This is a genomic window from Methyloversatilis sp. XJ19-13, from assembly GCF_024580155.1.
In the GTDB taxonomy this organism is placed as follows: Bacteria; Pseudomonadota; Gammaproteobacteria; order Burkholderiales; family Rhodocyclaceae; genus Methyloversatilis.
The window spans coordinates 12,710-37,864 of sequence record NZ_JANINH010000001.1; the positions used below are offsets into that span (position 1 = coordinate 12,710).

At 66.5% G+C, this 25,155-nt stretch carries 23 protein-coding genes; 10 read left to right on the plus strand and 13 right to left on the minus strand.

The window, feature by feature from the left end; translation table 11 throughout:
* Both NMQ14_RS00060 and NMQ14_RS00065 read left to right on the plus strand, forming a co-directional pair.
* Positions 1-822 carry a thiazole synthase gene (locus tag NMQ14_RS00060; RefSeq protein WP_373457159.1) on the plus strand — a complete coding sequence of 274 codons (822 nt, stop codon included), beginning with the start codon at positions 1-3 and terminating at the stop codon, positions 820-822.
* Positions 823-865: 43 nt separating this feature from the next.
* On the plus strand, positions 866-1,606 hold the full coding sequence (locus tag NMQ14_RS00065; protein WP_257092373.1) for an SDR family NAD(P)-dependent oxidoreductase: 741 nt from the start codon (positions 866-868) through the stop codon (positions 1,604-1,606).
* A 20-nt stretch (positions 1,607-1,626) separates the two neighbouring features.
* Here NMQ14_RS00065 and NMQ14_RS00070 read toward each other — a convergent pair whose 3' ends face one another.
* Positions 1,627-2,379, minus strand: coding sequence for a YdcF family protein (locus NMQ14_RS00070; protein ID WP_257092375.1), 753 nt, complete (start codon positions 2,377-2,379; stop codon positions 1,627-1,629).
* Positions 2,380-2,488: 109 nt separating this feature from the next.
* Here NMQ14_RS00070 and NMQ14_RS00075 point away from each other — a divergent pair, with 109 nt between their 5' ends.
* From NMQ14_RS00075 to NMQ14_RS00110, 7 genes are all read left to right on the plus strand, one after another.
* A complete protein-coding gene (locus NMQ14_RS00075) occupies positions 2,489-2,974 on the plus strand; it encodes a DUF2802 domain-containing protein (RefSeq protein ID WP_257092377.1) in 486 nt (161 codons plus the stop codon).
* Positions 2,971-3,771: an SPOR domain-containing protein gene (locus tag NMQ14_RS00080; protein WP_257092379.1), complete on the plus strand. Its 801-nt coding sequence runs from the start codon at positions 2,971-2,973 to the stop codon at positions 3,769-3,771. Before NMQ14_RS00075 ends, NMQ14_RS00080 begins: the two co-directional genes overlap by 4 nt.
* A gap of 157 nt (positions 3,772-3,928) precedes the next feature.
* The gene (locus NMQ14_RS19665) at positions 3,929-4,981 is read left to right on the plus strand and encodes a methyl-accepting chemotaxis protein (protein WP_306441008.1); all 1,053 of its coding nucleotides are present in this window, start codon (positions 3,929-3,931) and stop codon (positions 4,979-4,981) included.
* 127 nt (positions 4,982-5,108) lie between these two features.
* Positions 5,109-5,489 carry a RidA family protein gene (locus NMQ14_RS00095; RefSeq protein WP_069038424.1) on the plus strand — a complete coding sequence of 127 codons (381 nt, stop codon included), beginning with the start codon at positions 5,109-5,111 and terminating at the stop codon, positions 5,487-5,489.
* 28 nt (positions 5,490-5,517) lie between these two features.
* Positions 5,518-7,542, plus strand: coding sequence for an ATP-dependent DNA helicase RecG (gene recG / locus NMQ14_RS00100; protein ID WP_257092381.1), 2,025 nt, complete (start codon positions 5,518-5,520; stop codon positions 7,540-7,542).
* 66 nt (positions 7,543-7,608) lie between these two features.
* Entirely contained in the window at positions 7,609-8,721 is a 1,113-nt protein-coding gene (locus NMQ14_RS00105) for an FIST signal transduction protein (RefSeq protein ID WP_257092382.1), read from the plus strand.
* Between the two features lie 13 nt (positions 8,722-8,734).
* Entirely contained in the window at positions 8,735-10,696 is a 1,962-nt protein-coding gene (locus tag NMQ14_RS00110) for an ATP-binding protein (protein ID WP_257092384.1), read from the plus strand.
* A gap of 87 nt (positions 10,697-10,783) precedes the next feature.
* Here NMQ14_RS00110 and NMQ14_RS00115 read toward each other — a convergent pair whose 3' ends face one another.
* The 12 genes from NMQ14_RS00115 to NMQ14_RS00170 all read right to left on the minus strand — a co-directional run bounded on the left by NMQ14_RS00115 (position 10,784) and on the right by NMQ14_RS00170 (position 23,743).
* Positions 10,784-12,217, minus strand: coding sequence for an alkaline phosphatase PhoX (locus NMQ14_RS00115; RefSeq protein ID WP_257092386.1), 1,434 nt, complete (start codon positions 12,215-12,217; stop codon positions 10,784-10,786).
* Between the two features lie 172 nt (positions 12,218-12,389).
* Complete coding sequence (locus NMQ14_RS00120; protein ID WP_257092388.1) at positions 12,390-13,517, minus strand: response regulator; 1,128 nt, start codon at positions 13,515-13,517, stop codon at positions 12,390-12,392.
* Positions 13,518-13,543: 26 nt separating this feature from the next.
* Positions 13,544-14,620, minus strand: coding sequence for a response regulator (locus NMQ14_RS00125; RefSeq protein WP_257092391.1), 1,077 nt, complete (start codon positions 14,618-14,620; stop codon positions 13,544-13,546).
* Positions 14,611-15,741: a sensor histidine kinase gene (locus NMQ14_RS00130; protein WP_257092393.1), complete on the minus strand. Its 1,131-nt coding sequence runs from the start codon at positions 15,739-15,741 to the stop codon at positions 14,611-14,613. The genes NMQ14_RS00125 and NMQ14_RS00130 overlap by 10 nt, the downstream gene beginning before the upstream one ends.
* Positions 15,742-15,743: 2 nt before the next feature.
* Complete coding sequence (locus tag NMQ14_RS00135; RefSeq protein WP_257092394.1) at positions 15,744-16,859, minus strand: FIST N-terminal domain-containing protein; 1,116 nt, start codon at positions 16,857-16,859, stop codon at positions 15,744-15,746.
* Between the two features lie 80 nt (positions 16,860-16,939).
* On the minus strand, positions 16,940-17,380 hold the full coding sequence (locus NMQ14_RS00140; RefSeq protein ID WP_069038415.1) for a DUF2721 domain-containing protein: 441 nt from the start codon (positions 17,378-17,380) through the stop codon (positions 16,940-16,942).
* Positions 17,381-17,389: 9 nt separating this feature from the next.
* The gene (locus NMQ14_RS00145; protein ID WP_257092397.1) at positions 17,390-18,235 is read right to left on the minus strand and encodes a 23S rRNA (adenine(2030)-N(6))-methyltransferase RlmJ; all 846 of its coding nucleotides are present in this window, start codon (positions 18,233-18,235) and stop codon (positions 17,390-17,392) included.
* Between the two features lie 511 nt (positions 18,236-18,746).
* Positions 18,747-20,783, minus strand: coding sequence for a methyl-accepting chemotaxis protein (locus NMQ14_RS00150; protein WP_257092399.1), 2,037 nt, complete (start codon positions 20,781-20,783; stop codon positions 18,747-18,749).
* A 91-nt stretch (positions 20,784-20,874) separates the two neighbouring features.
* Positions 20,875-21,768 carry a TraB/GumN family protein gene (locus tag NMQ14_RS00155; protein WP_257092401.1) on the minus strand — a complete coding sequence of 298 codons (894 nt, stop codon included), beginning with the start codon at positions 21,766-21,768 and terminating at the stop codon, positions 20,875-20,877.
* Complete coding sequence (locus NMQ14_RS00160; protein ID WP_257092403.1) at positions 21,765-22,715, minus strand: Nudix family hydrolase; 951 nt, start codon at positions 22,713-22,715, stop codon at positions 21,765-21,767. Before NMQ14_RS00160 ends, NMQ14_RS00155 begins: the two co-directional genes overlap by 4 nt.
* 19 nt (positions 22,716-22,734) lie before the next feature.
* Positions 22,735-23,607 carry an ATP-binding protein gene (locus tag NMQ14_RS00165; RefSeq protein WP_257092405.1) on the minus strand — a complete coding sequence of 291 codons (873 nt, stop codon included), beginning with the start codon at positions 23,605-23,607 and terminating at the stop codon, positions 22,735-22,737.
* The gene (locus NMQ14_RS00170) at positions 23,594-23,743 is read right to left on the minus strand and encodes a hypothetical protein (protein WP_190295063.1); all 150 of its coding nucleotides are present in this window, start codon (positions 23,741-23,743) and stop codon (positions 23,594-23,596) included. Before NMQ14_RS00170 ends, NMQ14_RS00165 begins: the two co-directional genes overlap by 14 nt.
* Before the next feature lie 112 nt (positions 23,744-23,855).
* Between NMQ14_RS00170 and NMQ14_RS00175 the strand changes: the two genes are divergently transcribed.
* Positions 23,856-25,151 carry a murein transglycosylase A gene (locus tag NMQ14_RS00175; protein ID WP_257092408.1) on the plus strand — a complete coding sequence of 432 codons (1,296 nt, stop codon included), beginning with the start codon at positions 23,856-23,858 and terminating at the stop codon, positions 25,149-25,151.
* The last annotated feature ends 4 nt before the right edge of the window (positions 25,152-25,155 follow it).

Here is a 25,155-nt window from a genome sequence, read left to right on the forward strand (position 1 = left end):
GTGAATCCACCGTTGAGCCCCTGTCTGAGCGACTCCCTGGTCATCGGCGGCCAGACTTTCGAATCGCGCCTGCTGGTGGGCACCGGCAAGTATCGCGACCTCGCCGAAACCGCACGCGCGCTGGATGCCAGCGCGGCCGAAATCGTCACCGTGGCGATTCGCCGCGTGCCGCTGACGGCGCGTGACGGCGCGCCCGGGCTACTCGACGCGCTGCCGGTCGGTCGCTATACGCTGCTGCCCAATTCCGCCGGCTGCTACACCGCCGATGACGCGGTGCGCACGCTGCGGCTCGCGCGCGAACTGCTCGACGGCCACGATCTGGTGAAGCTCGAAGTGCTGGGCGACTCGAAGACGCTGTTTCCCGACATGCCGGAAACGCTGCGCGCGGCCGAAGTGCTGATCCGCGACGGTTTTCGCGTGATGGTCTATTGCTCGGACGACCCGATACAGGCGCGCGTGCTCGAAAGCATGGGCTGCGTGGCGGTGATGCCGCTGGCCAGCCTGATCGGCTCGGGCATGGGAATCCTGAATCCGTGGAACCTGAAAATCATCATTGCCGAGGCCGGCGTGCCGGTCATCGTCGATGCCGGCATCGGCACCGCTTCGGACGCGGCCGTTGCGATGGAACTCGGGTGTGACGGCGTGCTGATGAATACCGCGATCGCGCATGCGCGTGATCCTGTGCTGATGGCCAGTGCCATGCGCCACGCCGTCGCGGCCGGTCGCCAGGCGTTTCTGGCCGGGCGGATGGACGCGGTGCCGTATCGCGCCGTGGCGTCGTCGCCGCAGGTCGGACTGATCACCCAGATGCAAGAGATGTAAGTACAGCAGGAAGCACCCACTACAAGAACAGGGAGGAACCCAGATGTCTTCAGCAGGAACACGCAAGGTTGCACTGGTCACCGGCGCATCCCGCGGTATCGGGGCGGCAGTCGCCGGCCGGCTCGCACGCGACGGCTTTCATGTCGTCGTCCACTACGGCCGCGGTGCGGACGAGGCGCGCGCGGTGTGCGAAGGCATACGGCAGGCGGGCGGCAGTGCGTCGGTCGTGCAGGCGGACCTGTCAGCGCGCGACGGCGCCGACCAACTGCTCGCCGGCCTGGCTGAACAGCAGGTCGATGTGCTGGTGAATAACGCCGGCATCGCGCCCTTCGCATCGATCAGCGACATGGATGTCGACAGCTTCGACGAGCTGTCGGCGGTCAACATGCGGTCGGTGTTCTTCGTCACGCAGAAGATATTGACGCGCATGGGCAGCGGCGGTCGCATCATCAACCTGTCGTCCGTGGTGGCGCGCACGGCATTCCCCGGCATGCCCGCCTATTCGGCCACCAAGGGCTTCGTCGATGTGCTGACGCTGCACCTCGCGGCCGAACTGGGCCCGCGTGGTATCACCGTCAATGCCGTGGCACCGGGTGTCATCGAAACGCGCCTCACCACCGGTCTGCTCGAAGGCGGCGGCGCCGATGCCGTGCAGTCCATCCAGGCGCTGTCGGGCATCGCCGGTCCGGATCGCGTGGCCGGCATCGTCGGCTTCCTCGCCGGACCGGACGGTGTGTGGACGACGGGTCAGGTGATCGACGTCAGCGGCGGCACCAAGCTCTGAGCGGGGCGGCTGCGCCGGCTTCATGCCACGCGCAGGTTCATCGCGATCCAGCCCAGCCATTCATGCAGCGCGACCCATGATTGCGACAGCGCGCGCATGCTCGGTACCAGATCGCCCGGCGATGCGCCGCCTGCGCGGCGGATCAGGGTGGGGGCGGCGAGTGGCGTCAGTCCGGCGCGGCGGAAGTGTTCCATCGCGCGCCGCATGTGGAAGGCGTGCGTCACCAGCGCCACGCGGGTGATGCCTTCGTTGCCGAGTGTGGCAGCGGACAGTACGGCGTTGTCGCCGGTATCGCGCGATGCCGATTCAATCCAGCGCACCGAAACATCCTGTTCCTGCAGGACGGCTGCCATCAGGTCTGCCTCAGGTTTGCCCTGCCACACCACGCCACCGCTGACCAGCACTGGCAGCCCGGTCTGCCGCGCCAGCCGGGCGCCGGCGCGCAAACGTTCAAGGGCGAAGCCATTTACCGTCTGTCCGTCGTAATCCACCAGATTGTCGGTGCTGCCGGCGCCGAGAATGACGATGGCCTGGGCGTCCGACAGGTCGGCCACGGCATCGGTGGCATAGGTCGAACGCTCCAGCCATCCCGACACCACCGGCGTGGCGAGCAGCCACAGGGCAATCAGGCCGCTCCACGCCAGCACCGCGCCAGTGCGCGGATGGCGCCGGCGCAGCAGCAGCCCGAGGGTGCTGGCGAACAGCGGACTGACCGGCGGCAGCAGCACGGTGGACAGCAGCTTCTTCAGGGCGAACAGCAGCGAAACCAGCATGGGCGCCTATCCGGGCAAAAAGACTTATTATCCGAGCCAATGCGCCTCATGGCGACAGAAAGACCTCGGCGCCCCGCTGCCCGGAACGGCGCCTCAACGGAGCGTGCTCTTGATCGATGTATCGGCTATCGGCTGGAAGGAAGCGGCGCTCGTTGCGCTGGTCATCCTCGCCACATACATGGGTTATGCACTGATGCGCCTGTCCACCCTGAACGCCCGTCGCGTGCAACCCGAGCCGGAACCGGTTGCCGACCCCGATCCGCCGACCATCGTGCCGGCTGCGCCTGCCCTGGGCTCCGACGACATTGAAGCCCTGCTCGACACCCTGCTGGACCGCCGGCTGGCGCCGCTGATGCAGCAGATGGAAATCCGTCTCGATCAGGCCGAGTTGCGCATCGATGAACTTGGTCGCCGGGTGGAAACGGTCAATCAACTGCCGCCTGTGGCGCCGCAATACAGCGAGGCGCTGTCGCTCGCGGCACGCGGGTTGAGTGCGGAAGACATCGCCGACCAATGCGAAATGTCGGTCGGAGAAGCTGAACTGGTGCGTACGCTGGCCAAGAGCCGCGGCATGGGCGGGGGAGAGGAAACATGAGTGCGGCAGTGGCGCGGGCGCGTCTGGGCGTGAGAAGCGACGCCGAGGAACAGGCGGCGGAACAGCGCAGTGCGCTGCTGCGCCGGGTGGTGGTGGCAGGCGGTCTGATCGCGCTGCTGATCGGTGGTCTGGCGCTGTTCGATGTGAGTCGCAAGCCGGCCGAGCCCTTGCCGCCCCCGATGGCCGGCGTGCAACCCGAGCCGGCCGTCGCCGAAGCCGAACCGCCGGCCGAGGAAACCGCGTTGCCGCCGTTGCCGCCGGCCGACGAAGGCACCGGCGACCCGGGTGCGTCCGACGTTACTGCGGCAGCGGCAAGGACAGTCAATCTGCCCGATACCCCGCCACCGCTTCCCGAAGGCACGGCGCGTCCCGAAGCGCCCGCCGGGACCGCCGAAGCGGAGCCCGCTCCCGCGGCCGCACCGGCCACGCCCGGTCGCCTGGTGATCAGTGATGGCGAACCGCGCCCGCCGGCGGCGACGCAGCGGGTGCCGGCGCAGGCAGCGGCGCGCGCCCCGGCCGCCCAGCCGATCACCCGTACGCCACCACCGGCGGCAGCCGGCCAGGGCGAAATCACCGGTTACCGGGTGCAGGTCGGCGTGTTCAGCAGCGTGGCCAACGCGGAAGACGTGCGCGCGAAACTGGCGCTCAAGGGCATTCCATCGCAGATCGAGGCGCGCGTTCATGTCGGACCGTTCAAGACGCGCGCGGAAGCCGATCAGGCGCGCGCAAGGCTGCGCGCACTGGGCATGGACAGTGGTGTGCCGGCGCCGGTGCGTGCCGCGGCAGGCCGCCCGTGAAAACTGCCTCGCCCTGAATTCCGACAGACTCTAAAGCCCGTGTTCGATCGGGACGTAATACAGATCCCGATCAATAAAAAAACGCGAGGCTGCGATGGCGCTTCTGGGCTGGGTGAAAAGGACGGAGCTGGATGCTCTGGCGGATGAGGGAAAGCGTTTGCGCCAGGAGGTCGGCGCATTGCGGGCGGAGATCGAGCGCCTTGAAGGCGAACGGGCCGGACTGCAGCGAACCAACGAGGACATTCGAGCCCAGTGCGGCTTCAACGCCGGGCTGCTGTCGAATCTGACGGCTTACGCCGACTCGTTTCAGCGTTTCCGGACAACCCTGGCCTCTCTGGCCGGAATCGTCACCGGCGAAGCCGAGCGCGCGACCGACACGGCAACCCGCATATCACAGACGGCCGAAGGCAGCCGGGTCATCGCAGCCGGCCTGGAGGGCTATTCGGCGCGGTTGAAGGACACCGCGCTCAGCGTCGACACGCTGCGCGAGCGCGCAGAGCGGATCGGCGGCATCGTCGGGCTGATCCGCGAAATCGCCGACCAGACCAATCTGCTGGCGCTGAACGCCGCCATCGAAGCGGCGCGCGCCGGCGAACAGGGCCGCGGCTTCGCGGTCGTGGCCGACGAGGTGCGCAAGCTGGCCGAACGCACCGGTGCCGCGACATCCGAAATCGTCGGGCTGGTCAATGGCATTCAGCACGACACCGCGCAGGCGACCGAACGCATGCAGGCAAATTCAGCCGATGCCGACGCCTATTCGGCCCAGGGGCTGGCTGCGAGTTCGCAGCTGGACGCACTCAGCAGACAGGCCGGCGCCAATGGCGCGCAGATGGCGGCGACCTCGCTGCGGACCTTTGCCGAACTGGCAAAGGTCGATCATCTTGCCTACAAGATGGATGTCTATCAGGCGGCGTCCGGCGAGTCGGGCCTCACACCCGACAGTTTCTCCAGCCATGTGCAGTGCCGGCTGGGCAAGTGGTACTACGAGGGCGAAGGTCGTCGTTGTCACAGCCACCTGGACGGGTTCCGCGAGCTCGAAGGGCCGCACGAGGCATTCCACCGCGTCGGCATCGAGGCGCTCGAACATGCCCGGGCCGGGCGTTTCGATGCCGCGCTGAGCAGCATCGCACGCATGGAAAGCCTGAGCATCGACGTCATCAGCCAGCTCGACCGCATGAGCGAATCGATCGATCACCGGCATCCGCACTGAGCGTTTTGCATGACGGGTACACGGTGCTGCGCCGTGTGTCCGCGAATCCGCGATAATCCGGCGTCGTCCGGCGCACGACCATCAGGTCGTTGCGCCGCATTCCCCTTTCAGACTTCCGGAGATACGCATGTCGCGCACCATCGTTTCCACCCCTGATGCACCCGCTGCCATCGGCACCTATTCGCAGGCCGTGAAGGTCGGCAACACCGTCTATCTGTCGGGCCAGATCGGTCTCGATCCCGTCAAGATGGACATGGTCGACGGCATCGACGCCCAGATCGCCCGCGTGTTCGACAATCTGAAGGCGGTCGCCGAAGCCGCAGGCGGATCGCTCGACGACGCGGTCAAGCTGAATGTCTACCTCACCGACCTCGGCAATTTCGTCAAGGTTAACGAAGCCATGGCGCGCTACCTGAAGCAGCCCTATCCGGCGCGTGCCGCGGTCGGCGTGTCGGCGCTGCCGCGCGGTGCAATGGTCGAGATCGACGGCGTGCTGGTGATCGACTGAAGCGGCGACGGTTGTTGTTGGCTGCGCGGTGAGCACCCGGAGCGAAGCGCTCGCCGCGGCGCTGGACAAGCTCGGCCTCGGCGCGGACGCCGCGCTGGTGCTGCACTTTCCGTTGCGTTACGAAGACGAAACCCGCCTGACGCCGCTGGCGCAGGCGCGTGTCGGCGCGCCGGTGCAGGTCGAGGTCGAGGTGAGCGCCAGCGAGGTGAAGTTCAAGCCGCGCCGCCAGCTCATCGTCAGCGCGTTCGATGACAGCGGAACGGTCACGCTGCGCTTCTTCAATTTCTATCCGTCGCAGCAGAAGCAGCTCGCCGTGGGGCGCAGGGTGCGCCTGTTCGGCGACATCACGCCCGGTTTCTTCGGCGCCGAAATGCTGCATCCCCGCGTGCGCAGCGTGGGTGAGGACACCCCGCTGCCGGATCGCCTGACGCCGGTCTATCCGACCACGGCCGGCCTGTCGCAGGCCAGCCTGCGCCGCGCCATCGACGAGGCGCTGGCGCGCGTCAGCCTTGACGACAGCCTGCCCGAGGCCCTGCGCCGGCACTACGGATTGATGCCGTTCGCCGAGGCGGTGGACGCGCTGCACCGGCCGCGGCCGGGCGAATCGCTGCGCGACATGGACGAACGGCTCGCCCCCGCGTGGCGGCGCATCAAGTTCGATGAACTGCTGGCGCAGCAGATCAGCCTGAAGCGCGCGCACGACGCACGGCGCAGCCGCGACGCGCCTTCACTGGCCGGCAAGGGTGCGCTCATCAAGCGCTTTCTCGCCGCGCTGCCGTTCCGCCTGACCGGTGCGCAGGCACGTGCCTGGAAGGAAATTTCCAGCGATCTGGCGCAGCCCTTTCCGATGCAGCGGCTGCTGCAGGGCGACGTCGGCTCGGGCAAGACGGTGGTCGCCGCGCTGGCCTGCCTGCGCGCGGTCGAAGCCGGCTATCAGGCGGCCTTCATGGCGCCGACCGAAATCCTTGCCGAACAGCACTACCGCAAGCTGGCCGGCTGGCTGGAACCGCTGGGCATCCGGGTCGCGTGGCTGTCGGGCAGCCTGAAGGTGCGCGACAAGCGCGCGATGAAGGCGCTGATCGCCAGCGGCGAGGCGCCGGTGGCGGTCGGCACGCATGCGCTGATCGAGGACGCAGTCGATTTCGCGCGTCTCGGTGCGGCGGTGGTCGACGAACAGCACCGCTTCGGCGTGCGCCAGCGGCTCGCGCTGCGTGCCAAGGCCGGCGGCATCAGCCCGCACCAGTTGATGATGAGCGCCACGCCCATTCCGCGCACACTGGCCATGAGCTACTACGCCGATCTCGACGTGTCGGTCATCGACGAGTTGCCGCCGGGCCGCACACCGGTGCTGACCAAACTCATATCGGCCGCGCGGCGCGAACAGGTGATCGCCCGCGTGCGCGACGCCTGTGCGGTCGGCGCCCAGGCCTACTGGGTGTGCCCGCTGATCGAAGAGTCGGACACGCTGCAGTTGCAGACCGCGATCGACACCCATGAACAGTTGGTCGCCGCCTGCGCCGATCTGAAGGTGGGGCTGGTGCATGGCCGCATGAAGCCGGACGAGAAGGCGGCGGTGATGGCCGCCTTCGTCGCCGGTGACATCGACCTGCTGGTGGCGACGACGGTGATCGAAGTCGGCGTCGACGTGCCCAACGCCAGCCTGATGGTGATCGAACACGCCGAGCGCTTCGGCCTGTCGCAACTGCACCAGTTGCGCGGCCGGGTCGGGCGCGGCAGCCGTGAATCGGCCTGCGTGCTGCTGTACGAAGGCCCGCTGTCGCAGACCGCGCGCGAGCGGCTGCGCGTCATCCATGCCTACACCGACGGCTTCATGATCGCTGCCGAAGACCTGAAGCTGCGCGGCCCGGGCGAATTCATCGGCAGTCGTCAGTCCGGCCAGCCGCTGCTGCGCTTCGCCGACCTGCTGCTCGACGAGGTACTGGTCGAACTGGCGCGCGAAGCCGCGGCCACGCTGCTGCGCGACGACGTGCCGGCGGCCGAACGCCATCAGGCGCGCTGGCTGGCAGGGCGCGAGGATCTGCTCAAGGCCTGAGGTGCCTGTCCGTTAAGGATAGGTCGAGGTGCTTCGTGTGCGAGAGCCCCTTCCTGTGGAGCAGACATGGATATTGAATTGGATCGAAGCGGCAGCGTCGCTGTGCTGGCGACCCTGCTGGAAGACGTGGCGGCCCGCCCCGGCGTCGAAGGCCTGCTGGTGCTGGCCTGCGACGGCAACGGCTTTACGTCGGAACAGCTCGATCCGTTGCTGCGTGCGGCCGCGCGGCCGGTGTTCGGCGGTACTTTTCCGCAGATCATCCACAGTCGCGAGCACCTGGAATGCGGCACCCTCGTTGTTGGACTTCCGGTCGCACCGCGCCTGTGCATCATCGAAAACCTGAGTGACCGGGACACCGACATCGATGCCGCGCTCGCCGGACTGGACTCGCCCGGGAGCACCTTGTTCGTGTTCGTCGATGGTTTCAGCAGGCGGATCGGCGCCACCATCACCGCCTTGTTCGAAAACTTCGGCCTGCTGCCCAACTACATCGGTGGCGGTGCAGGCTCGCTGAGCCTCGTACAGAAGCCCTGCCTGATCACGCCGCGCGGGCTGCTGCAGGACGCCGTCGTTCTGGCCGGCACCGATCTGCGCAGCGGCATCGGTGTGGCGCACGGCTGGCAGGTGGTGTCCGACGCGCTCAAGGTGACCGCCTCCGACCGCAACACCATCCTCACGCTGAATGGTCGTCCGGCCTTCGACGTCTATCGGGAACATGTCGAGCCGCTGGCGGGCGCCACGCTGGATGCCGCCGGCTTCTTCGACATTGCGAAGGGCTTCCCCTTCGGCATACGCCGGCTGGACAGCGAGGTGGTCGTCCGCGACCCGCTGATGGTGGGTGAGAAGGGTGCGCTGGTGTGTGTCGGCGAGGTGCCGGAAGGCGCCTTCGTACATGTGCTGCGTGGTGCGCCGGAAAACCTGCTCGCCGCCGCCGCCCAGACCGTGCGCAAGGCGGCCGATGCTTTTGACGGCGAGCCGCCGGCGTGCGCGACGCGCATGTTCATCGACTGCATTTCGCGCGTGCTCTACCTCGGCGACGACTTCGGACGCGAGCTGGATGCGGTGGATCGCGGCGAGCCGCTGTTCGGCGCCCTGACGCTGGGCGAGATCGCGAACAGTGGACGCGAGTTTCTCGAGTTCTACAACAAGACCTCCGTCATGGCCCTGATCGAGGGCTGATGCGCGCAATGACATGAATCTCGCCCTCGAGACCGAAATCCTGTTTCGCATTTCGCTGTCGATCGGCGACAGCACGCAGCTTGAGCCGATGACGCGACGCGTGCTGTCGGAGACGCTGCGTCTGCTCAACGCCAGTGGTGCTGCCGTGTATGCGCGCAGCGGCGATGTGCTCGAACCGGTCTGCATGCTGCCGCGTACGCTTGAGCGCAGTGCGCGCTTTCCACCGCTGCGGGCCTGCTGGCCCTCGCCGGCCGATGTGGCCGCTCAGGGGTGGATGAACGTGGCTCTGGATGGCGTCGTCCACCACCTGGTCGAGCTGCCCGAGTTCGGATTGCTGGTGATCGAGCGCAGCGGCCCGGTACTGGAAAGCAGCTTCCTCGACAGCTTTCTTGCCCTGGCTCGCAAGCTGGCCAACGCCTGTCGCGCCTGCATCAACGAACAGGAGCTCTCGCACCAGAGACAACGACTCGAACTGGCTACGTCGGCTGCATCATTGGGGGTGTGGAGCTGGAACCCGTCGAACGGTGTGCTCGAATGGGATGAGCGCATGTGCTGGATGCACCGTATCGAACCGGATACGTTCTCGCGCCGAATCGACATCTGGTTCGAATATCTTTGCCCCGCTGGCATCAAACGGCTTCGCGCCGGGCTGGATGATGCGCTGGCGGGCAGTCGTGCCCTGGACGAGGATCTGGAGTTGCGACAGCCAGACGGCAGTGTGAGGGTCGTACGCGTGCTCGGACGTGCAACCGCGCACCAGATCGCAGGGGTGGCACTCGACGTCACCACCCGGCGGGAAACGAATGATGCCCTGCGCCGGGCGCGCGACGCAGCCGAGGCGGCCAGCCGCGCCAAGAGTGAATTTCTGGCCAACATGAGCCATGAAATCCGGACGCCGATGAATGGCGTGCTCGGCATGCTCGACCTTGCGCAGGACGCGGCAAGCGAGACGGAGTTGCGCGAGTACGTCGCGGTGGCGCGCAGTTCCGCTGAGTCGCTGCTGACCATCATCAACGACATCCTGGATTTTTCCAAGATCGAAGCGGGGAAGGTCGAGATCGAATCCGTACCGTACGACCTGGGCGACCTGCTGGGTGAAGTGGTGCGCATGATGGCCGCGCAGGCAGGGCAGAAATCCCTGCCGCTCAAGCTCGAGTGCGATCCCGGTCTGCCCCGGCTGATCTGCGGCGACCCGGTACGCGTGCGTCAGGTGCTGATCAATCTGGTCAGCAACGCCATCAAGTTCACCTCCCGGGGCAGCGTCACGATCCGGGCTGGCGTGCGCGTCGAATCCGCTGCGCAGGAGCGGCTGTCCATCTCGGTGATCGATACCGGCATCGGTATTGCACCGGACAAGCAGGGTCACGTATTCGAAGCGTTTGCACAGCAGGACAGTTCGACCACGCGAAGTTACGGCGGCACCGGTCTGGGGCTGTCGATTTCCAGCCGCCTCGCCTCGCTGATGAGCGGTCACATCGCCCTCAGCAGTACACCCGGAGAGGGCAGCGTGTTCTGCCTCGATCTTCCGCTCGTGCGCGGCAATTCGGTGCGGGTCGAAGCGATGGCCGCCGGGTCGGAACTGCCGGTTCCTGCACTCAGCATCCTGCTGGTGGAGGACCATCCGGTGAATCAGAAAGTTGCCGAAGCGGTGCTGACGCGCAGCGGTCACCGGGTCACGCTGGCGGAAAACGGCATGCAGGCGCTGGAGATGATGGTCGATGGTGGATTCGACCTGGTGCTGATGGACATGCAGATGCCGGTGATGGGCGGCGTCGAGGCGACGCGGCTCATTCGTGAAATGGAGCGCGAACTCCGGCGCCCGGCGGTTCCCATTTTCGCGATGACCGCAAACGCGCTGGAAGAGGACCGCGTAGCCTGCATCGAAGCGGGCATGAACGATTTCCTGACCAAACCGCTGCTGCCGCGCGTGCTGCGCGAGAAGATCGCGGCGCTGGCAGAAGGCACGTCCGGATGAAGGCCGCGCGCGCAGGGACTGCACATGCCGGACGAAAAAAAAGAGGGGGCCGAAGCCCCCTCCCGTTGCAGCGGTGCTGGCTAAGGATCAGCCGACGCGGCGACGCGCCATCAGACCCATCAGACCGAGTCCGGCGAGGAACATGACGTAGGTTTCAGGTTCCGGCACGGCGGCGATGCGGAACAGTGCATCGTTGCCGCTGGACGGATGCTGAACGTTTACGTAGGCGACGTTCGGATCGAACAGGTCGAAGTAAAGACCCGTCGGCTCCGCTCCCGTGGTGCCCAGAGTGGCCCACACGGCGAGGTTCTCGGCGATGCCGTCACGGTCGGCGTCGGTACCCATCCAGATGTTGGCGCGACCGGAGCCCTGATCTTCGATGATGTAGATGTTGCCGTTCGCATCGATGGCCAGATTGTCCGGGCTGGTGAAGGCGCTGCCCACGGCGGCGCCGGTGGCGGCGTCGAAGGTGTCGCGGCTGGCGAACAGGCTGATGGAATCGTTCGCGAGGTCGAGCGAGAACACCTTGCTGTTGGTCGTGGTGGCGACATACAGGCGCTGGCTGCCGTCGGCCAGGGTCTGGATTTCCAGGTCTTCCGGACGATCGAAGTTGGTGCCGACGAAATCGACCACGTTCGGTGTGGCGCGACCGTCGAGAATCGGCAGGCCGCTGCCGTCCGTCTTTACGATGGTGTTCGCCAGCGCAGCGCCAGTGGCGTTGGTGAGCGCGACCCAGGTGTAGGCGCCGGTGGCTTCCTGCGTCATGCCGTCGCCGACGCGCAGCACCGAGGTCTGACCGGCACCGAAGAAATCGGCACCGTTCGTGGCGTTCGGGTTGGCCGACGTGAACTTGAAGATGTGGCTGTCGTTGCGCTCGTCGATGAAGTAGAAATTGTTGTTGCTGTCGAACGCCAGGCCTTCGTGCGACACGCGGATGTCGGCCGGGCCGATCTTGCGGTGTTCGAAGATCGCGCCGTTGGTTCCGGCGGTCGTCGGGTTGATCACTTCGAACAGGCGACCCTTGGAGCTGGCAACCTGGTTGGGCTCGCTCCACGACTCTTCGGCGGTGAGGTAGGTGCCCCACGGCGTCCAGCGCGATGCGTCACCCGCCACGAAGCCCTGGGTGCCCGATTCGACGATGGTGACGGTGCGCGTGTTGAAGTTGGTGTCCCACAGGTCAACGCGCTGCACGCCGCCCGTGCCGGTTTCGAACGGCATGAACAGGTAGCGGCCGGCGTCCGGGCCGGTACGATTGGTGTCGATCATGTCCCAGTTGCCGCTGTTGCTCTGGCCCAGTGCGAGCTGGTTGGCACGGTTGGCAATCAGGGTCTGGCTGAAGTTCGGCGACGACAGGACGAAAGGTCCGGTCAGTTCGGCGGGCGAGCCCACCGGCAGGACGGTCGTGGTGGCAGCGCCCGGCGTGAAATTGTCGAAATATGTGTTGTCAGCGGCAAACGCCTGCTGGGCGGTTGCGCCCATCAGGCCAATTGCGGCGGCTATGGCGAGTTTGCGGAACTGCATTATTGAACTCCCTGATTGAATGCCTTGCGAACGACAAGGTGGTCGCAGGGTAGTCAGCACGCGTGATGTTGCCGTGATGCAGATCGATGAGGCCACTGGTCCGATCGGCGCATCGTTTGTTAACCCGGCTTAATGTTCGGGGTCTGATGTATGAAAACCCGGCTTGCGCACGTCAGTCGGTGCGGCTGCGCACCCGTATTGGTTCGCGGATGGCCTGTGCGGCGAGCAGGCGGCTCAGCGCGGCGATCGCCGTGTCGGTCAGTTCATGGCCGCGCGACAGCACCATCAACCCGTTGGTACAGCGCACGTCCTCGTCCACTACCCAGCCCGGCACCAGATCACGCACGCGCGCCGCACGGTGGTGGTTCACCTCGCTGCGGAAATCGGCCAGCGCCGTGACGATGTAGTCGGGTATGGGGGGGCGCACGGTGCGCAGCACCTCGCGCGGACTGCGCATGGCCTTGGTGTGGGACCACTCGCGTTCCAGTTCGAGCGCGGCGCGCAGCAGCGGCGCGCCGCGTATCACCTCGAGCGGCGCCTCGGGTGGCGGATTGCTCGACTGATAGCGGATGATTTCGGCCGCCAGTTCCAGTCGGGGGATGGCGGCCACCAGCCGGCTGGCCACCTCCGGATGTTCGCGCAGCAACTTTTTCTCGTCGGTGTTGAGCGGGCGCTGCGCGGCGTCGGCCTGCATCAGTTCGGGCGGTATGCCGACGCACCCGAGCTGGCTCAGCGCCGCTGCGATGCTGTAGATCCAGCCGTCTGACCACTCCAGTCGGGACAGCGCATGCTGCACCGCGGAGTGGGCGAAGGTGGCGCGCTGGAAGGCCCAGGGTGCGACCATGGCGAGCACTTCGGTCAGCGTATTGACCGCCGCGGTGAGCGTGGTTTCGAGCAGTGCCCTCTCGGCGCGCGTCCGGTCGTACTGGCGCACCGCTTCATCGAGCGTGGCGATCAGCGTTTCGGTGGGGCAGGGCTTGCACAGGTAGCGGAAGATGGCGCCGCGGTTGATTGCGGCGATCGACGATTCGACGTCGGCCTGACCGGTCAGCAGAAGGCGTACCGCATCGGGCGCCTGTTCGCGCGCGTGGGCGAGGAAGGTGGCGCCGTCCATGCCCGGCATGCGCATGTCGGACACGATGACGGCGAAGGGTTCGCCCCACTGTATTGCGTCCAGCGCGGCTACACCGCCATTGGCGATCACCACGTCGAAGCGGCCGTGCAGCGCGCGTTCCATGGCCGACAGCAGGTTCGGTTCGTCGTCCACGCAGAGCACGCGCGGCAGGGTGTCTTCAGTCATTTTCGGGTTCCGGGGTGAGTGCGCCATTACAGGCGCTGCCAGTGTGGCCACTGTTCAAGCATGCCGGTGCGTTCGAGATAGCCCAGGTCCGGTGTCTGTCCGTTGGCCAGCGCGACAGCCACGTGCACAGCGCCGGTCAGACCGAAACCGCTGGCAGCGGCACGGCCCGGGTGGGTGTGGCGGGCCACAGCGTCGACGATGTCCATGGGCAGGCCCCACAGGCCCAGCAGATAGGCGCCGATTGCCGCGTGCAGCGGCGTGTCGCAGCCGGTCTTCACTTCCAGCCAGGCATCGTCGCGCAGGTCGGGCACCAGCAGGCCAATGCGGGCGAGAAGCGCCGCAGTCGCCGCCTGGGCGTTGCGCCCGTCGATGATCTGTGCGGCCAGCTTCGAGGCATGCAGCGAGCTGCGCTGCAACTGGTCGACGAAAGGGTCTTCTACCGCATCGGCGAACACCTGCGAGGCGAGTACGAGCAGGCGTACCTGGTCGATGCCCAGCCGGTTGATCGCGTCGCCGACGCTCTTGATCGTGCCGCCGCCGCCGCCGGTGAAATAGGCGGAATTGGCCAGTTGCATGATGCGCGCACTCAGCGCCGGATCGCTACCGAGCAGGCGCGACACCTGGCGGGCGTCGCTGGCCGGGTCGGCCAGCAATCGGGTCAGTTCGGCGAACACGCGCGGTGCTGACGGCAGGCGGTTCACCCGGCCGATGACGTCGAGCACCGACGGATCCGTGAACAGGGCGCGCAGCGATAGCGCGCCTTCCAGCGTGGCGAGCAGCACCGCGTTGTCGCAGGGCTTGGACACGAACTGGTGCGCCACGTCGAGCATGCGCAGCGTGCACTCGGTGTCCGAGTAACCCGACAGAATGATGCGCAGCGTGCCGGGCCATTGCTCGCGCACCTTGCCCAGCAAAGCAGCGCCGTCCATGAAGGGCATGCGCATGTCGGACACGACCACGTCGGCCGGGCAGTCGGCGAGCGCCGCGAGCGCTTCCTGACCACTGGTGAAAAAGCGGCATTCCCAGTCCGCATCGCTCATCGCCAGCGTGCGTTCGATGCCGGCGAGCACCCGGCTCTCGTCGTCTACGAAGACTACTTGCATGGCGCTTCGCCATTGTCGGCGGACAGCGGCAGGCGAATCGTGAAGCAGGTGCCCCGGCCGACTTCGGAGTCGCAGCGGATTTCACCGCCGTGCTTGTCGACCACCGTCGAATAGACGATGGCCAGGCCCTGACCGGTGCCCTTGCCCACCGGCTTGGTGGTGAAGAACGGATCGAAGATGCGGCCGCGGATGCCTTCAGGAATGCCGCCGCCGTCGTCGGCGACGCTGATGGCGATGTGCTGCTCGCCGGCCCGTTTGACCATGATGCGGATCTTGCCCTTTTCGCGCACGCCGCTCTGCAGCGTGTCGGCCACCGCATGCGCGGCGTTGACCACGAGATTGAGGATGACCTGGCCGATCATGTCGCGCATGCAGGACACCTGGGGCAGGTCGTCGGCATAGCGGGTTTCGAGTTCGGCGACGTACTTCCATTCGCTGCGCGCCACGGTGACGGTCGTGTTGATCACGTCGCGGATGTCGAGCAACTCCTTGCCGCCGTTGGATGGGTGCGAGAATTCCTTCATCGCGCTGACGATGCGCGCGACATGCTCCAGCCCTTCTTTCGACTGGGCGAGCGCTTCCGGAATCTGCCGCCGCAGGTAGTCGAGCTTGGTCTTCTTCACCGCAGCATCCACCTCGGCGACCAAGCCGTCGGTGGGTTGGCTCGCGCGAGCCGCCTCAACCACCTTCAGCGTCTTGTCGAGCAGCGTCATCAGGCTTGAGCTCGCCAGGTCGATGAAGCCGATGTTGTCGGCGACATACTGGGTCGGCGTGTTGATTTCATGGGCGATGCCGGCCGCCAGCTGGCCGATGGATTCCATTTTCTGCGCCTGCAGCAGTTGCGACTGCGCCTGCCGCAGGTCGGTCAGCGCCTTCTGCAGTTCCTGGCGCTCGCGTTCGACTTCTTCGGTCTTGAGGGCGATCACCTTGCCCAGGCTGAGGTTCTGTTCGAGCAGGGCGAAGGACGACGTGGTACTGCCGTCGGCCTGTTGCTGGATGCGCTTTTTCAGTACTTCGATGGTCTTGTCGCGCGCGCGCAGCTTGCGTTCGAAATCGGCGGCAGCGAGCGCGTCGGCGGCCAGTGCGTCGGGTGCGGGGGAAATGGAAATGGACATGGACATGGTCAGCCTCCGATAGCGATCGCGGTCAGCGTCTGGTTCACATGCACGCCGTTGTACTGTTCACCATAGGTGAAGAATCCGAACACGCGGTTCTGCACCATCAACTTGCTCATGTCCTGGTCGATCAGCGTTTGCTCGAATTCCAGCCGGCGCAGGATGCAGTCGCAACCGATCACCAGCGCCGGCTCCGGCATCGTGCGGTGCAGTTCGGCGAAGGCGGCGGTGATCGTCTGCAGCGGGTCGAGCGCCTTGCCGATGGTGACGATCAGCCCCTCGTCGATCGCGCAGTAACAGGGCAGCGACAGGTCTTCGTTCACCTTCTGGATGGACCGCACATAGGCATTCCCGCCAATGGTCAGCACCAGCGGGTGGCGCGAGAACACACAGGGAGTCAGGTCGGCCAGCGACAGGCCGAGCGCGTCGGCATAGGCGAGCGCCGCCGGCTCGCCGTCCATTTCGAGGATGATGCGGTTTTCCGGGTCGGCCGCAGTGATCACCAGTTCGACCGGACCGGGGGCGAAGTGCTGCGTCTTGAAGGCGGTCACCGGCTGTTCGCTGGCGAACAGCGCAAATACCGCGGCGTCCGACAGGAAGCGGCCGTCTCCGGCATAGACGTGGGTGTGCTTGAAGTTCAGGTTGTCGCCAGCCGAACCGCCAATGATCGGCAGGTTGCCGACCATCCGGTACAGCTCGGCGACCAGCCGTTCTTCGACCATCGACAGGCCATCGACCAGCAGCATGCCGAAGCGGTGCAGTTGGCGGTCGTTTTCGCGCGTCGCGCGGATGTCGTTTGCGATGACGGCCACCTGTTCGGCGTAGGTGACCAGCGGTGTGATGAGGTACGGGCGCAGGTGGATGCCGCCTCCGGCGAAGGCCACGCCCAGGATGCCCGAAGGGTGGAAACCGTCGGGACCGAAGTGGCCGCACGAGGTGCAGCCTATCGTCGGGCAGGTGAAGGTGTCCTGCAGAGCCCGCCCCAGCGCCTGCAGGTCGAAATCCGGGGAGCAGAAGAAAAGGACGGCGTCGATGTCAGGTCCATCGATCAGCGCGGCCAGTTCCGCCACGGCCTGCGCCGGGTCCGTCGATTCACTGGCGCCAAACCGGGTGTTGATGGTCATTGATGCTCTCCTCCTGTGAGCATCGGTTAACGACACCCGCCGGCCCGCCTGAAGCAGGGAGGCTGCCGTTCGTCGGCGGGCTAGCGGTTGGCGTGGGTGGCGGTGAACACCGCCACGAATACTTCGCGCAGGAACAGGCTCAGCGACAGGATCAGCGACAGCATCGCCAGCACGAAGAAGCCGGCCAGCAGGTCGGACAGCACGACGGTGAACAGCACGCCGAAGAAGGCGCACGACACCACCAGACAGACCATCAGCGCCGACAGCACGGCGAACAGCACCGCCAGATAGACCAGGCGCGCACGCTGCGACAGCAGCGCAAGTTCGGTCGCATTGCTCATCGTTTCGTCTTCGCACTGCTTGCCGCCACGCGCCAGCACCACACGGCGACGGTCGATGATGCGACCGAGCCGGTTGTTCAGCGTACCGATCAGCGTGGCGATCGCGGTCAGCAGGAAAACCGGCGCCACGGCCAGGCCGATGGCGTGCGTGATGGTGTCGATGGTGGTCTGCAGAACCATGGTCGTGCCTTACGGAATCTTGAAATCGAGTTCGAACTTTGCGCCGTCGTCGAGCGCCAGCGTGCGGGTCAGCCAGGGCATGACGGTCTTCAGCGTGGCCGGCAGCGTCCACGGCGGATTGACGATGAACAGGCCGCTGCCGTGCATGCCGAAGCCGTCCGGCGACGGCTTGCGCGTGGTCAGCGTCACATGCAGCCAGGCAGGTACCGGCAGGCGCTTGAGCTTGGCTGGCAGGTCGCGCGATTCCATGCGGTGCAGCTGCGGGTACCACAGGCAGTAGGTGCCGCCCGGAAAGCGCGTGTTGGCGTCGCGCAGCGTTTCGAAGGCCAGCCGGTAATCTTCGCGGATTTCGTACGGTGGGTCGATCAGCACCAGCGCGCGGCGCGGCGGCGGTGGCAGCAAGGTGCGCAGGCCGGAAAAGCCGTCTGCTTTCTCGACTTTCACGCTGCGGCCGGCTTCGGCGAAGGCGGCGTTCAGCAACTTGTTGTCGGCGGTGTGCAGCTCGAACAGGCGCATCCGGTCGTCGTCGCGCAGCAGCGCGCGCGCAATCATCGGCGAACCCGGATAGGCGCGCAGCTTCGCGCCGCTGTTGAACGCGCGCACCAGATCGACATAGGTCGCGAGCTGCGGCGGCAGGTCGGGTGCCGACCACAGCTTTGCGATCCCGCCGGCGTACTCGGCGTTCTTGGCCGCGAAACCGCTGTCGAGCGCGTAGCCGCCGGCTCCGGCGTGCGTGTCGATGTACCAGTAGGGTTTGTCCTTCTGGTTCAGGTGCTGAAGCAGTTCAACGAGTACGAAGTGCTTGAGCACGTCGGCCGGGTTGCCTGCATGGAAGGCGTGGCGGTAGCTGAGCATGGCGGGGCGGGGATTGTGGCCGCCGAGTATACGCCGGCCGCCACCGCCTTCAGCGGGCTTCGCGGCACGGGCTGGCTTCGAAGCCTTGTGTGGTGTTCGGTCCGGTGGTCGGCCGCAGTTGTTGGGCATCGCTGCGCTCACCCCAACCTACGAAGTGCGTCACCCTGTTGCGGTGGGCACAGTGTTGCCCGGCATCCCCGGGAAGGCGGCGAGCATGCGCGAGACGCAGTTCCACCCCCGTAGGTTGGGGTGAGCGCAGCGATGCCCAACGTCACCCCGAAAAAAACGCGCGACACACCCGAACCCGGTGCCACACCAACACCACCCGGCCGACGCGACACGCCCGAGCCCGGCGCCACGCCCGTAGGTTGGGGTGAGCGCAGCGATGCCCAACGTCCCCCGGAAAACGCGCGACACACCCAAACCGGTGCCACACCCGCAGGTTGGGGTGAGCGCAGCGATGTCCAGCGTCACACGAAAGACCGGCGGCGACCCCTCCGGTCCTTGATACTCAGACCACGAAGCGGCCGACGTTATCCTGCAGCTGGCCCGCCAGCTTTTCCAGACCGAGTGTTTCGCCGTCGGCGCGCCGGGTGACATCGGCATTCTGTTCCGCCATGCCGGCGATGCGTTCCACGCCCTGCGCCACACTCTGGCTGGCGCTGCTCTGTTCGCGTGTGGCGGCGGCGATTTCCTTCATCGCCGCAGCGGTGCGTTCGCTCTGCTCGCTGATGACGCGCAGCACGGCACCGGCTTCGGTTGCCCGGCTGACGCCGGTGGCGACCTGACCGCTGACTTCGGAGATGCGCTGCACGACCATGTCGGCGTCGGCCTGCACGCTGCTGACCATGCTGGCGATCTCCTTCGTCGAGGCGGCCGTGCGTTCGGCCAGCTTGCGCACTTCGTCGGCCACCACGGCGAAGCCGCGGCCGGACTCGCCGGCACGCGCCGCTTCGATGGCCGCGTTGAGCGCCAGCAGATTGGTCTGTTCGGCGATCTCCTGGATGATGCGGCCGACGTTCGAGATTTCGCGTGTGCGACCGGCCAGATCGGTCACGGCGGTCGAGGCGTCATTGATGTCGCGGGCGATGTGCTGCATGCCATCGACCACGGCGTGCAACTGCCGCTCGCCGTCCATCGCGGCGCTGCGCGCCTCGCGGCTGACCGCATCGGCCACGCCGGCGCTGTCGGCCACGTGGGTGATACTGACCGACAGTTCTTCGATTGCGGCGGCAAGGCCGGCAGCGGCGCTGCTCTGTTCGGTCGAACCTTCGACCACTTCGCTCGAGCCGGCACGCAGCGAACGCGCCGCTGCGCCCACCGCGCGGGCAGCGTCTGCCGTGGCGGTGATCAGCGCGGCCGTCTTGCGCGTCGCTTCGTTGATCTGCACGGTGATCTGGTCAAGTTCATTGCGGCTTTCGCCGGACTTCACGGCGAGGCGCTGGCTGAAATCGCCATTGCCCAGCCGGGTCATCGCCGCCGAAACATCCTTCAGCCGCACCAGCCGGCTGTGTGCCAGCCACCACGTAAGCGCTGCCAGAAGCAGCGCTGCACCGATGCAGATCATGATCAACTGGTTGCGCAGTTGCACACCGGCGGCCGTGAATTCAGTTACATGCGCGCCGGACGACACGACCCAGCCCCAGGTCTCCGACGTGCGGAAGGTGGCGAGCTTGGGTGCCAGGCTGCCGTTTGCGAGCGGCCAGTCGTGCACCAGCTGACCATTCTTCAGGTCGAGCTGCTGTGCGATGACGCCGGTCAGTGCCGGGTTGCCGATGTCGGCGATCGACTTTCCGGCGTGTTCCGGGTGCAGGATCATTTGGCTGTTGTCCGCCGACTCACCCGGCTTCACGATGTACAGATAGCCGGTGTCGCCGATGCGCAGGGTTTTCAGCGACGCGAACAGCTGGTCGATGCCCTGTTGAACGTCAACCCGTGCCGACAGCGCGCCGACCACGTTGCCCGAGGCATCCTTGATCGGTTCCAGCGAGGAGATGTAGAAGCGGCCGTTGCGGACCACGACGCCCGAATAAGGCTTGCCGGCCAGTAGCGTGTCGGTTTCCTTGCTCTTGTTGATGGCCTTGCCGGCCATCGACTTGCCGTCCTTGTCCTTGAGCAGCGTTGCCACACGGACGAACTCGTCACCGACGCGCACCATGATGGCCGGATCGGCACCGATCAGGTCGCGCAGCCCGCTGACCCGGTCGGTGTCTCCATTGAGTACCGCGCCATTGACGCGTGCGATGCGTACCGCGCCGTAGCTGCCCATTGCCATCGTGTCCTCGCCGATCACCACGTCACCGCCGAGCCCGCGTTTCAGTGCGCTCATGCCTTTTTCGGCACTGGCCATTGCATTCTGATAGCTCAGGTCGAGCAGCTTCACCGTGGCATCGGCCTGCTCACCAAGATGGGCTTCTGTCTGCTGCAGCGTGGCACGCTGGGTGGACATCGATACGATGAGGATCAGCGACGCAAAGATGACTGCGCAGAGCAGACCGATCGAAATCGAAAGCTGATGTACCACCGAAAGGCGGTTGAATGCGTTCATGAGGGGTCTCCTGTAGGTCCCTGCAGTGCCTTGAGTGGCCGCGCGAGGCGATTTGCCAAGAGATTCACGGCACGGGCGCGGAAAACTGGAGTCAGGCGATCCGGTCGGTTGTGCAGCCGGCCTGGAGAAGGCGTGCGAGCACGCCTTCCGGTCCGGTCAGGTGGGAGGCGCCGAAAGCGGCAAATACGCCGCCCTCGCGCATCTGCGGAAGCAGGCGTTCCACGAACCGCTGATTGCGCTGGCCGAGCAGCGACTGCATGAACACGTCGGCATGACGCCGCAGCGCCGGGTCATTGCCGATCAACCGGCTGTTGATGCGCGCCAGTTCGCCGGTGTCGCCGGCCAGCCAGGCGTCGGTCATCGGTGCCACACCGGCCTGGATTTCGTCATGCCGGCGCGCGCTGTCGATCAGCAGCGCCATGACTGTCGCCTCGGGCAGGCGCGCGATCGCATCGATCTGTTCCTGCACGTTTTCGATCGGCAGGATCTTCCGGCCGGCGGCACGGGCGCGGCGCACCAGCACCTCGTCGAGCGTGGGCTGCGCGCCGCCGACGGGCTGCAGCAGCGTCACCAGCGCCGCCCACGGCCGCAATCGCGTCTGCACGCGTTCGTCGACGCCGTGCAGCGCCAGCCTCTGCGACACCTGCGGCCAGTGCTTCCTGCCGACCTTTTTCGGCAGGTCGTCGGTGTCCGAAGTGCTGGCGGCCATGAAGGCATTCACGGCATCGGCGTCGGCCACCAGTTCCGGCATGAATACGCGTGCCGCGTCTATGTATGTATACAGCGGAGCCGCACGGTCGATCACGCGTGGCTCACCGCTGTGCAGCGTTCCGAACAGATGACTGACCGGCGCGTCACCGAGCGTGATCTTCCACAGCAGGCCCTGATCGTACGGACCGGTCGGCGCGGCGCGCAGTGCTGTCGGCAGCGTGCTTGCCAGAGCCACGGCACCGCACTGACGCAGGAACAGGCGGCGCGCTGTCATGTCGTCCAGGCGCCGCGGATCGCGGCGATGCCGTGCGCACCGCTGGCGTGCGCGGCCTGCCTGTGCGATGTATCGAGTCCGCCGATGGCAAACACCGGAATGCCGCATGTCGCAACCAGTGATGTCAGCGTGGCCCAGCCCATGCCCGCTGCGTCGGGATGGGTGGCGGTCGGCAAAACCGGGCCGACCACCGCGTAGTCGAGTCCGAGCCGCGCAGCCTGCGCGAGTTCGTCGGCCGTGTGGCAGGACGCACCGACCCATTCGAAGTCGGGGCGGGCCGCCAGCGCGGCAAGCTGCGCCGACTTCAGATGCACGCCATCGGCCCCGAATGCGCGCGCGAGCGCCAGCTCGCCGTTGAGAACGGCCGGCGAGCCGCCGGCGTGCGCCAGCCGGATCGCCTCGGCGGCGAAGGCCTGCGTCGCGTCATCCATGACCGGTTCGCGGATCTGCAGCATCAGCCTCTGCCGCGCGCAGGCGCGGCGGATGGCGTCGAGCTGCGCTGCATGACCTATCTGCCAGGCGTGGGTGACGGCCATGAAACCGGGCAGGCGCAGCGATTTGAGCACCGGACCGTTGGCCGGCAGCATCGGCCCGACGGTCAGCACATCTGCCTGTTGCCAGCTCAGCGCGCTGTGCACATGATCGTGCAACTCGCCGCTCCACGATTCGACGCGGAAGAAGTGCAGCCTCACATGCGCGTGTTCATACGCGTGCGACAGCGTCAGCCAGGGCGAACATTCGAGCACGCGGATGCCCAGTTCCTCGTCCAGCTCGCGCTTGAGCGCATCGACCGGCGCTTCGCCCGCTTCCACCTTGCCGCCGGGAAACTCCCAGTAGCCGGGGTAGAAGGTGCCCGGCGCGCGCTGGCCGAGCAAGAATTCCCGCCCGCGTGCGCTGTCCCGGATAATGACGGCCGCCGCGACGGCGACCTGCTTGCGTTCGGTCATGCGTCAGCCCTTCAAGCGCTCACTTTGCCGCATGCTGCCCCGCCCAGTCGCGCGCGAACTGCCAGGCGACGCGGCCGCTGCGCGAGCCGCGTTCCAGCGTCCAGCGCAGCGCATCGGCGCGGCAGGCTTCGATCTGTTCCGGCGGCACGCCGAGTTTCTTCAGCCAGTGGCGCACGATGTCCAGATACGCCTCCTGATCGAAGGGGTAGAACGACAGCCACAGGCCGAAGCGCTCGGACAGCGAAATCTTTTCCTCGGTCGCTTCGCCCGGATGAACTTCGCCGTCGACATGCTTCGCTTCGTTGTTCTCGGAGAAGTATTCCGGCATCAGGTGACGCCGGTTCGACGTCGCGTAGATGAGCACGTTGTCGAGCACTGCAGACACCGAGCCGTCGAGAATGCTCTTCAGTGCCTTGTAGCCAGGCTCGCCGGATTCGAACGACAGGTCGTCGCAATAGATGATGAAGCGCTCGGGCCGGTTGGCGATCAGGTCGGTGATGTCGGGCAGGTCGACCAGATCGTCGCGGTCGACCTCGATCAGGCGCAGGCCTTTCTTCGAAAAATCATTCAGCAGCGCCTTCACCAGCGAACTCTTGCCGGTGCCACGCGCGCCGGTCAGCAGCACGTTGTTGGCCGGCTTGCCTTCGACGAACTGCTTGGTGTTGGTGGTGATGCGCGCCTTCTGCACGTCGATGTCCTTCAGGTCGGACAGGCGCAGCTTGTGCGGGTGGGCGACCGGTTCCAGCCGGCCGCGACCGTTGCTGCGCCGCCAGCGGTAGGCGGTCGCCTCCCAGTCGGGTGGCGCCGGCGGCGCCGGGATCATGTGTTCGAGGCGATCGAACAGCGCATGCGCGCGGGCGATCAGGCTTTCGAAACCGTCACGGTCTGTCATGGTCATCCTTCTTGTCGGTGAGCGCCTTCGGCGGCTCGGTGTCGGAGGCGTCCTTTTCCTTGCGCGGCAGCGTCCACCACAGGATGAACAGCAGCAGGGCCAGCGCAACGCCGGCTTCGAGGAGGAATATCCACATGGGTGAAGTGTCTGCGAAACGTCCGTCTTGAATGCGGCGGTCCGGCAGGACCGCTGCTCGTTATCATTGCACCCTCAGCGTCTGCGGGCGCGCCAATCTAAAGCACATCACGATGTTCCAGCAAATCCGCCGCGGCGTCCGGCTTGCCTTGCTCGCTTCGGCCAGCGCATTGCTCGCCGCCTGCGCCTCGGCCCCGAGGCCCGGGCCGGCGAGCCCGGTTGCCGCGCAGTCCTGCCCGGATGTGCAGCCTGCCGCCGCGACGCCGCAGGTCTGCCCGACCTGCCCGGCGTGCGTCGCCTGCCCGGTCTGCCCGCCGGCTGCACCGGTGCCCGAAGCAAAGCTGCCACCACGTCTGGTGGCCGCCGAGTGGTCTTCGCTCGAAGGCTGGGCCGACGACGATCTGCGCGAGGCCTTGCCGGCACTGCGCGCCAGCTGCAGCGCACTGGCCAGTCGCGCCGATTGGCGCGCGCCGTGCGCCGCGCTCGCGTCGCTCGCCCAGGAAGACAGCGTTGCGGTGAGGGCGTTCTTCGAATCCGCCTTTCGCCCGTGGCAGTTGCTCAATGGCGACGGCACCGACCAGGGGCTGGTGACCGGCTATTACGAACCGCTGCTGCGCGCGAGCCGCTCGCGCGGCGGTATATATATGCACCCGATACATGCCGTGCCGGACGATCTGCTGGTGATCGACGTCGCCGGCCTGCATCCGGATCTGAAGCATCTGCGACTGCGCGGCCGCGTCGAGGGGCGCAAGGTGGTGCCTTACTGGTCGCGCAGCGAACTGGATGCACGTGCAGCCGAGCTCGACCGCAAGGCGCTGTTCTGGGCGGCCGACGCGCTGGATGTGTTCTTCCTGCAGGTTCAGGGTTCCGGCCAGGTGGAGCTGCCGGACGGCAGCCGGGTACGTGTGGGCTACGCTGACCAGAACGGCCACAGCTATCAGTCGATCGGCCGCTGGCTGGTCGATCAGGGCGAGTTGAAGCTCGAACAGGCGTCGATGCAGGGCATCCGGCAGTGGGCGCGCGCCAACCCGTCGCGGGTGGCGACTATGATGGCGGCCAATCCGAGCTATGTGTTCTTTCGCGAACTGCCGATCGGCAAGCAGGCCCCGGGGCTGCCGGAAGGGCCGCTCGGTGCGCTCGGCGTGCCGATCGCCGGAGAACGGGTGATCGCCGTCGATCCGCGCAGCGTGCCGCTGGGCGCGCCGGTGTGGCTGGACACGACACGTCCGAACAGTGCCGACCCGCTGCGTCGCCTGATGATGGCGCAGGACACCGGTGGCGCGATCAAGGGAGGCGTACGCGCCGATTTCTTCTGGGGCTTCGGTCCGGAGGCCGGTGCGCTGGCGGGCCGCATGCGCCAGCAGGGCCGCATGTGGGTGCTGCTGCCGGTCGGCGTCACGCCGCCGTAAGCGG

Bases quoted from the DNA above. Each gene is read 5' to 3' on its own strand.
- NMQ14_RS00140 (WP_069038415.1), bottom strand. From the start codon at position 17,380: ATGGTTCTGCAGACCACCATCGACACCATCACGCACGCCATCGGCCTG.
- NMQ14_RS00145 (WP_257092397.1), bottom strand. From the start codon at position 18,235: ATGCTCAGCTACCGCCACGCCTTCCATGCAGGCAACCCGGCCGACGTG.
- NMQ14_RS00115 (WP_257092386.1), bottom strand. From the start codon at position 12,217: ATGCAGTTCCGCAAACTCGCCATAGCCGCCGCAATTGGCCTGATGGGC.
- NMQ14_RS00170 (WP_190295063.1), bottom strand. From the start codon at position 23,743: ATGTGGATATTCCTCCTCGAAGCCGGCGTTGCGCTGGCCCTGCTGCTG.
- NMQ14_RS00155 (WP_257092401.1), bottom strand. From the start codon at position 21,768: ATGACAGCGCGCCGCCTGTTCCTGCGTCAGTGCGGTGCCGTGGCTCTG.
- NMQ14_RS00125 (WP_257092391.1), bottom strand. From the start codon at position 14,620: ATGCAAGTAGTCTTCGTAGACGACGAGAGCCGGGTGCTCGCCGGCATC.
- NMQ14_RS00135 (WP_257092394.1), bottom strand. From the start codon at position 16,859: ATGACCATCAACACCCGGTTTGGCGCCAGTGAATCGACGGACCCGGCG.
- NMQ14_RS00165 (WP_257092405.1), bottom strand. From the start codon at position 23,607: ATGACAGACCGTGACGGTTTCGAAAGCCTGATCGCCCGCGCGCATGCG.
- NMQ14_RS00130 (WP_257092393.1), bottom strand. From the start codon at position 15,741: ATGTCCATGTCCATTTCCATTTCCCCCGCACCCGACGCACTGGCCGCC.
- NMQ14_RS00160 (WP_257092403.1), bottom strand. From the start codon at position 22,715: ATGACCGAACGCAAGCAGGTCGCCGTCGCGGCGGCCGTCATTATCCGG.
- NMQ14_RS00150 (WP_257092399.1), bottom strand. From the start codon at position 20,783: ATGAACGCATTCAACCGCCTTTCGGTGGTACATCAGCTTTCGATTTCG.
- NMQ14_RS00175 (WP_257092408.1), top strand. From the start codon at position 23,856: ATGTTCCAGCAAATCCGCCGCGGCGTCCGGCTTGCCTTGCTCGCTTCG.
- NMQ14_RS00095 (WP_069038424.1), top strand. From the start codon at position 5,109: ATGTCGCGCACCATCGTTTCCACCCCTGATGCACCCGCTGCCATCGGC.
- NMQ14_RS00065 (WP_257092373.1), top strand. From the start codon at position 866: ATGTCTTCAGCAGGAACACGCAAGGTTGCACTGGTCACCGGCGCATCC.
- NMQ14_RS00070 (WP_257092375.1), bottom strand. From the start codon at position 2,379: ATGCTGGTTTCGCTGCTGTTCGCCCTGAAGAAGCTGCTGTCCACCGTG.
- NMQ14_RS00105 (WP_257092382.1), top strand. From the start codon at position 7,609: ATGGATATTGAATTGGATCGAAGCGGCAGCGTCGCTGTGCTGGCGACC.
- NMQ14_RS00080 (WP_257092379.1), top strand. From the start codon at position 2,971: ATGAGTGCGGCAGTGGCGCGGGCGCGTCTGGGCGTGAGAAGCGACGCC.
- NMQ14_RS00110 (WP_257092384.1), top strand. From the start codon at position 8,735: ATGAATCTCGCCCTCGAGACCGAAATCCTGTTTCGCATTTCGCTGTCG.
- NMQ14_RS00120 (WP_257092388.1), bottom strand. From the start codon at position 13,517: ATGACTGAAGACACCCTGCCGCGCGTGCTCTGCGTGGACGACGAACCG.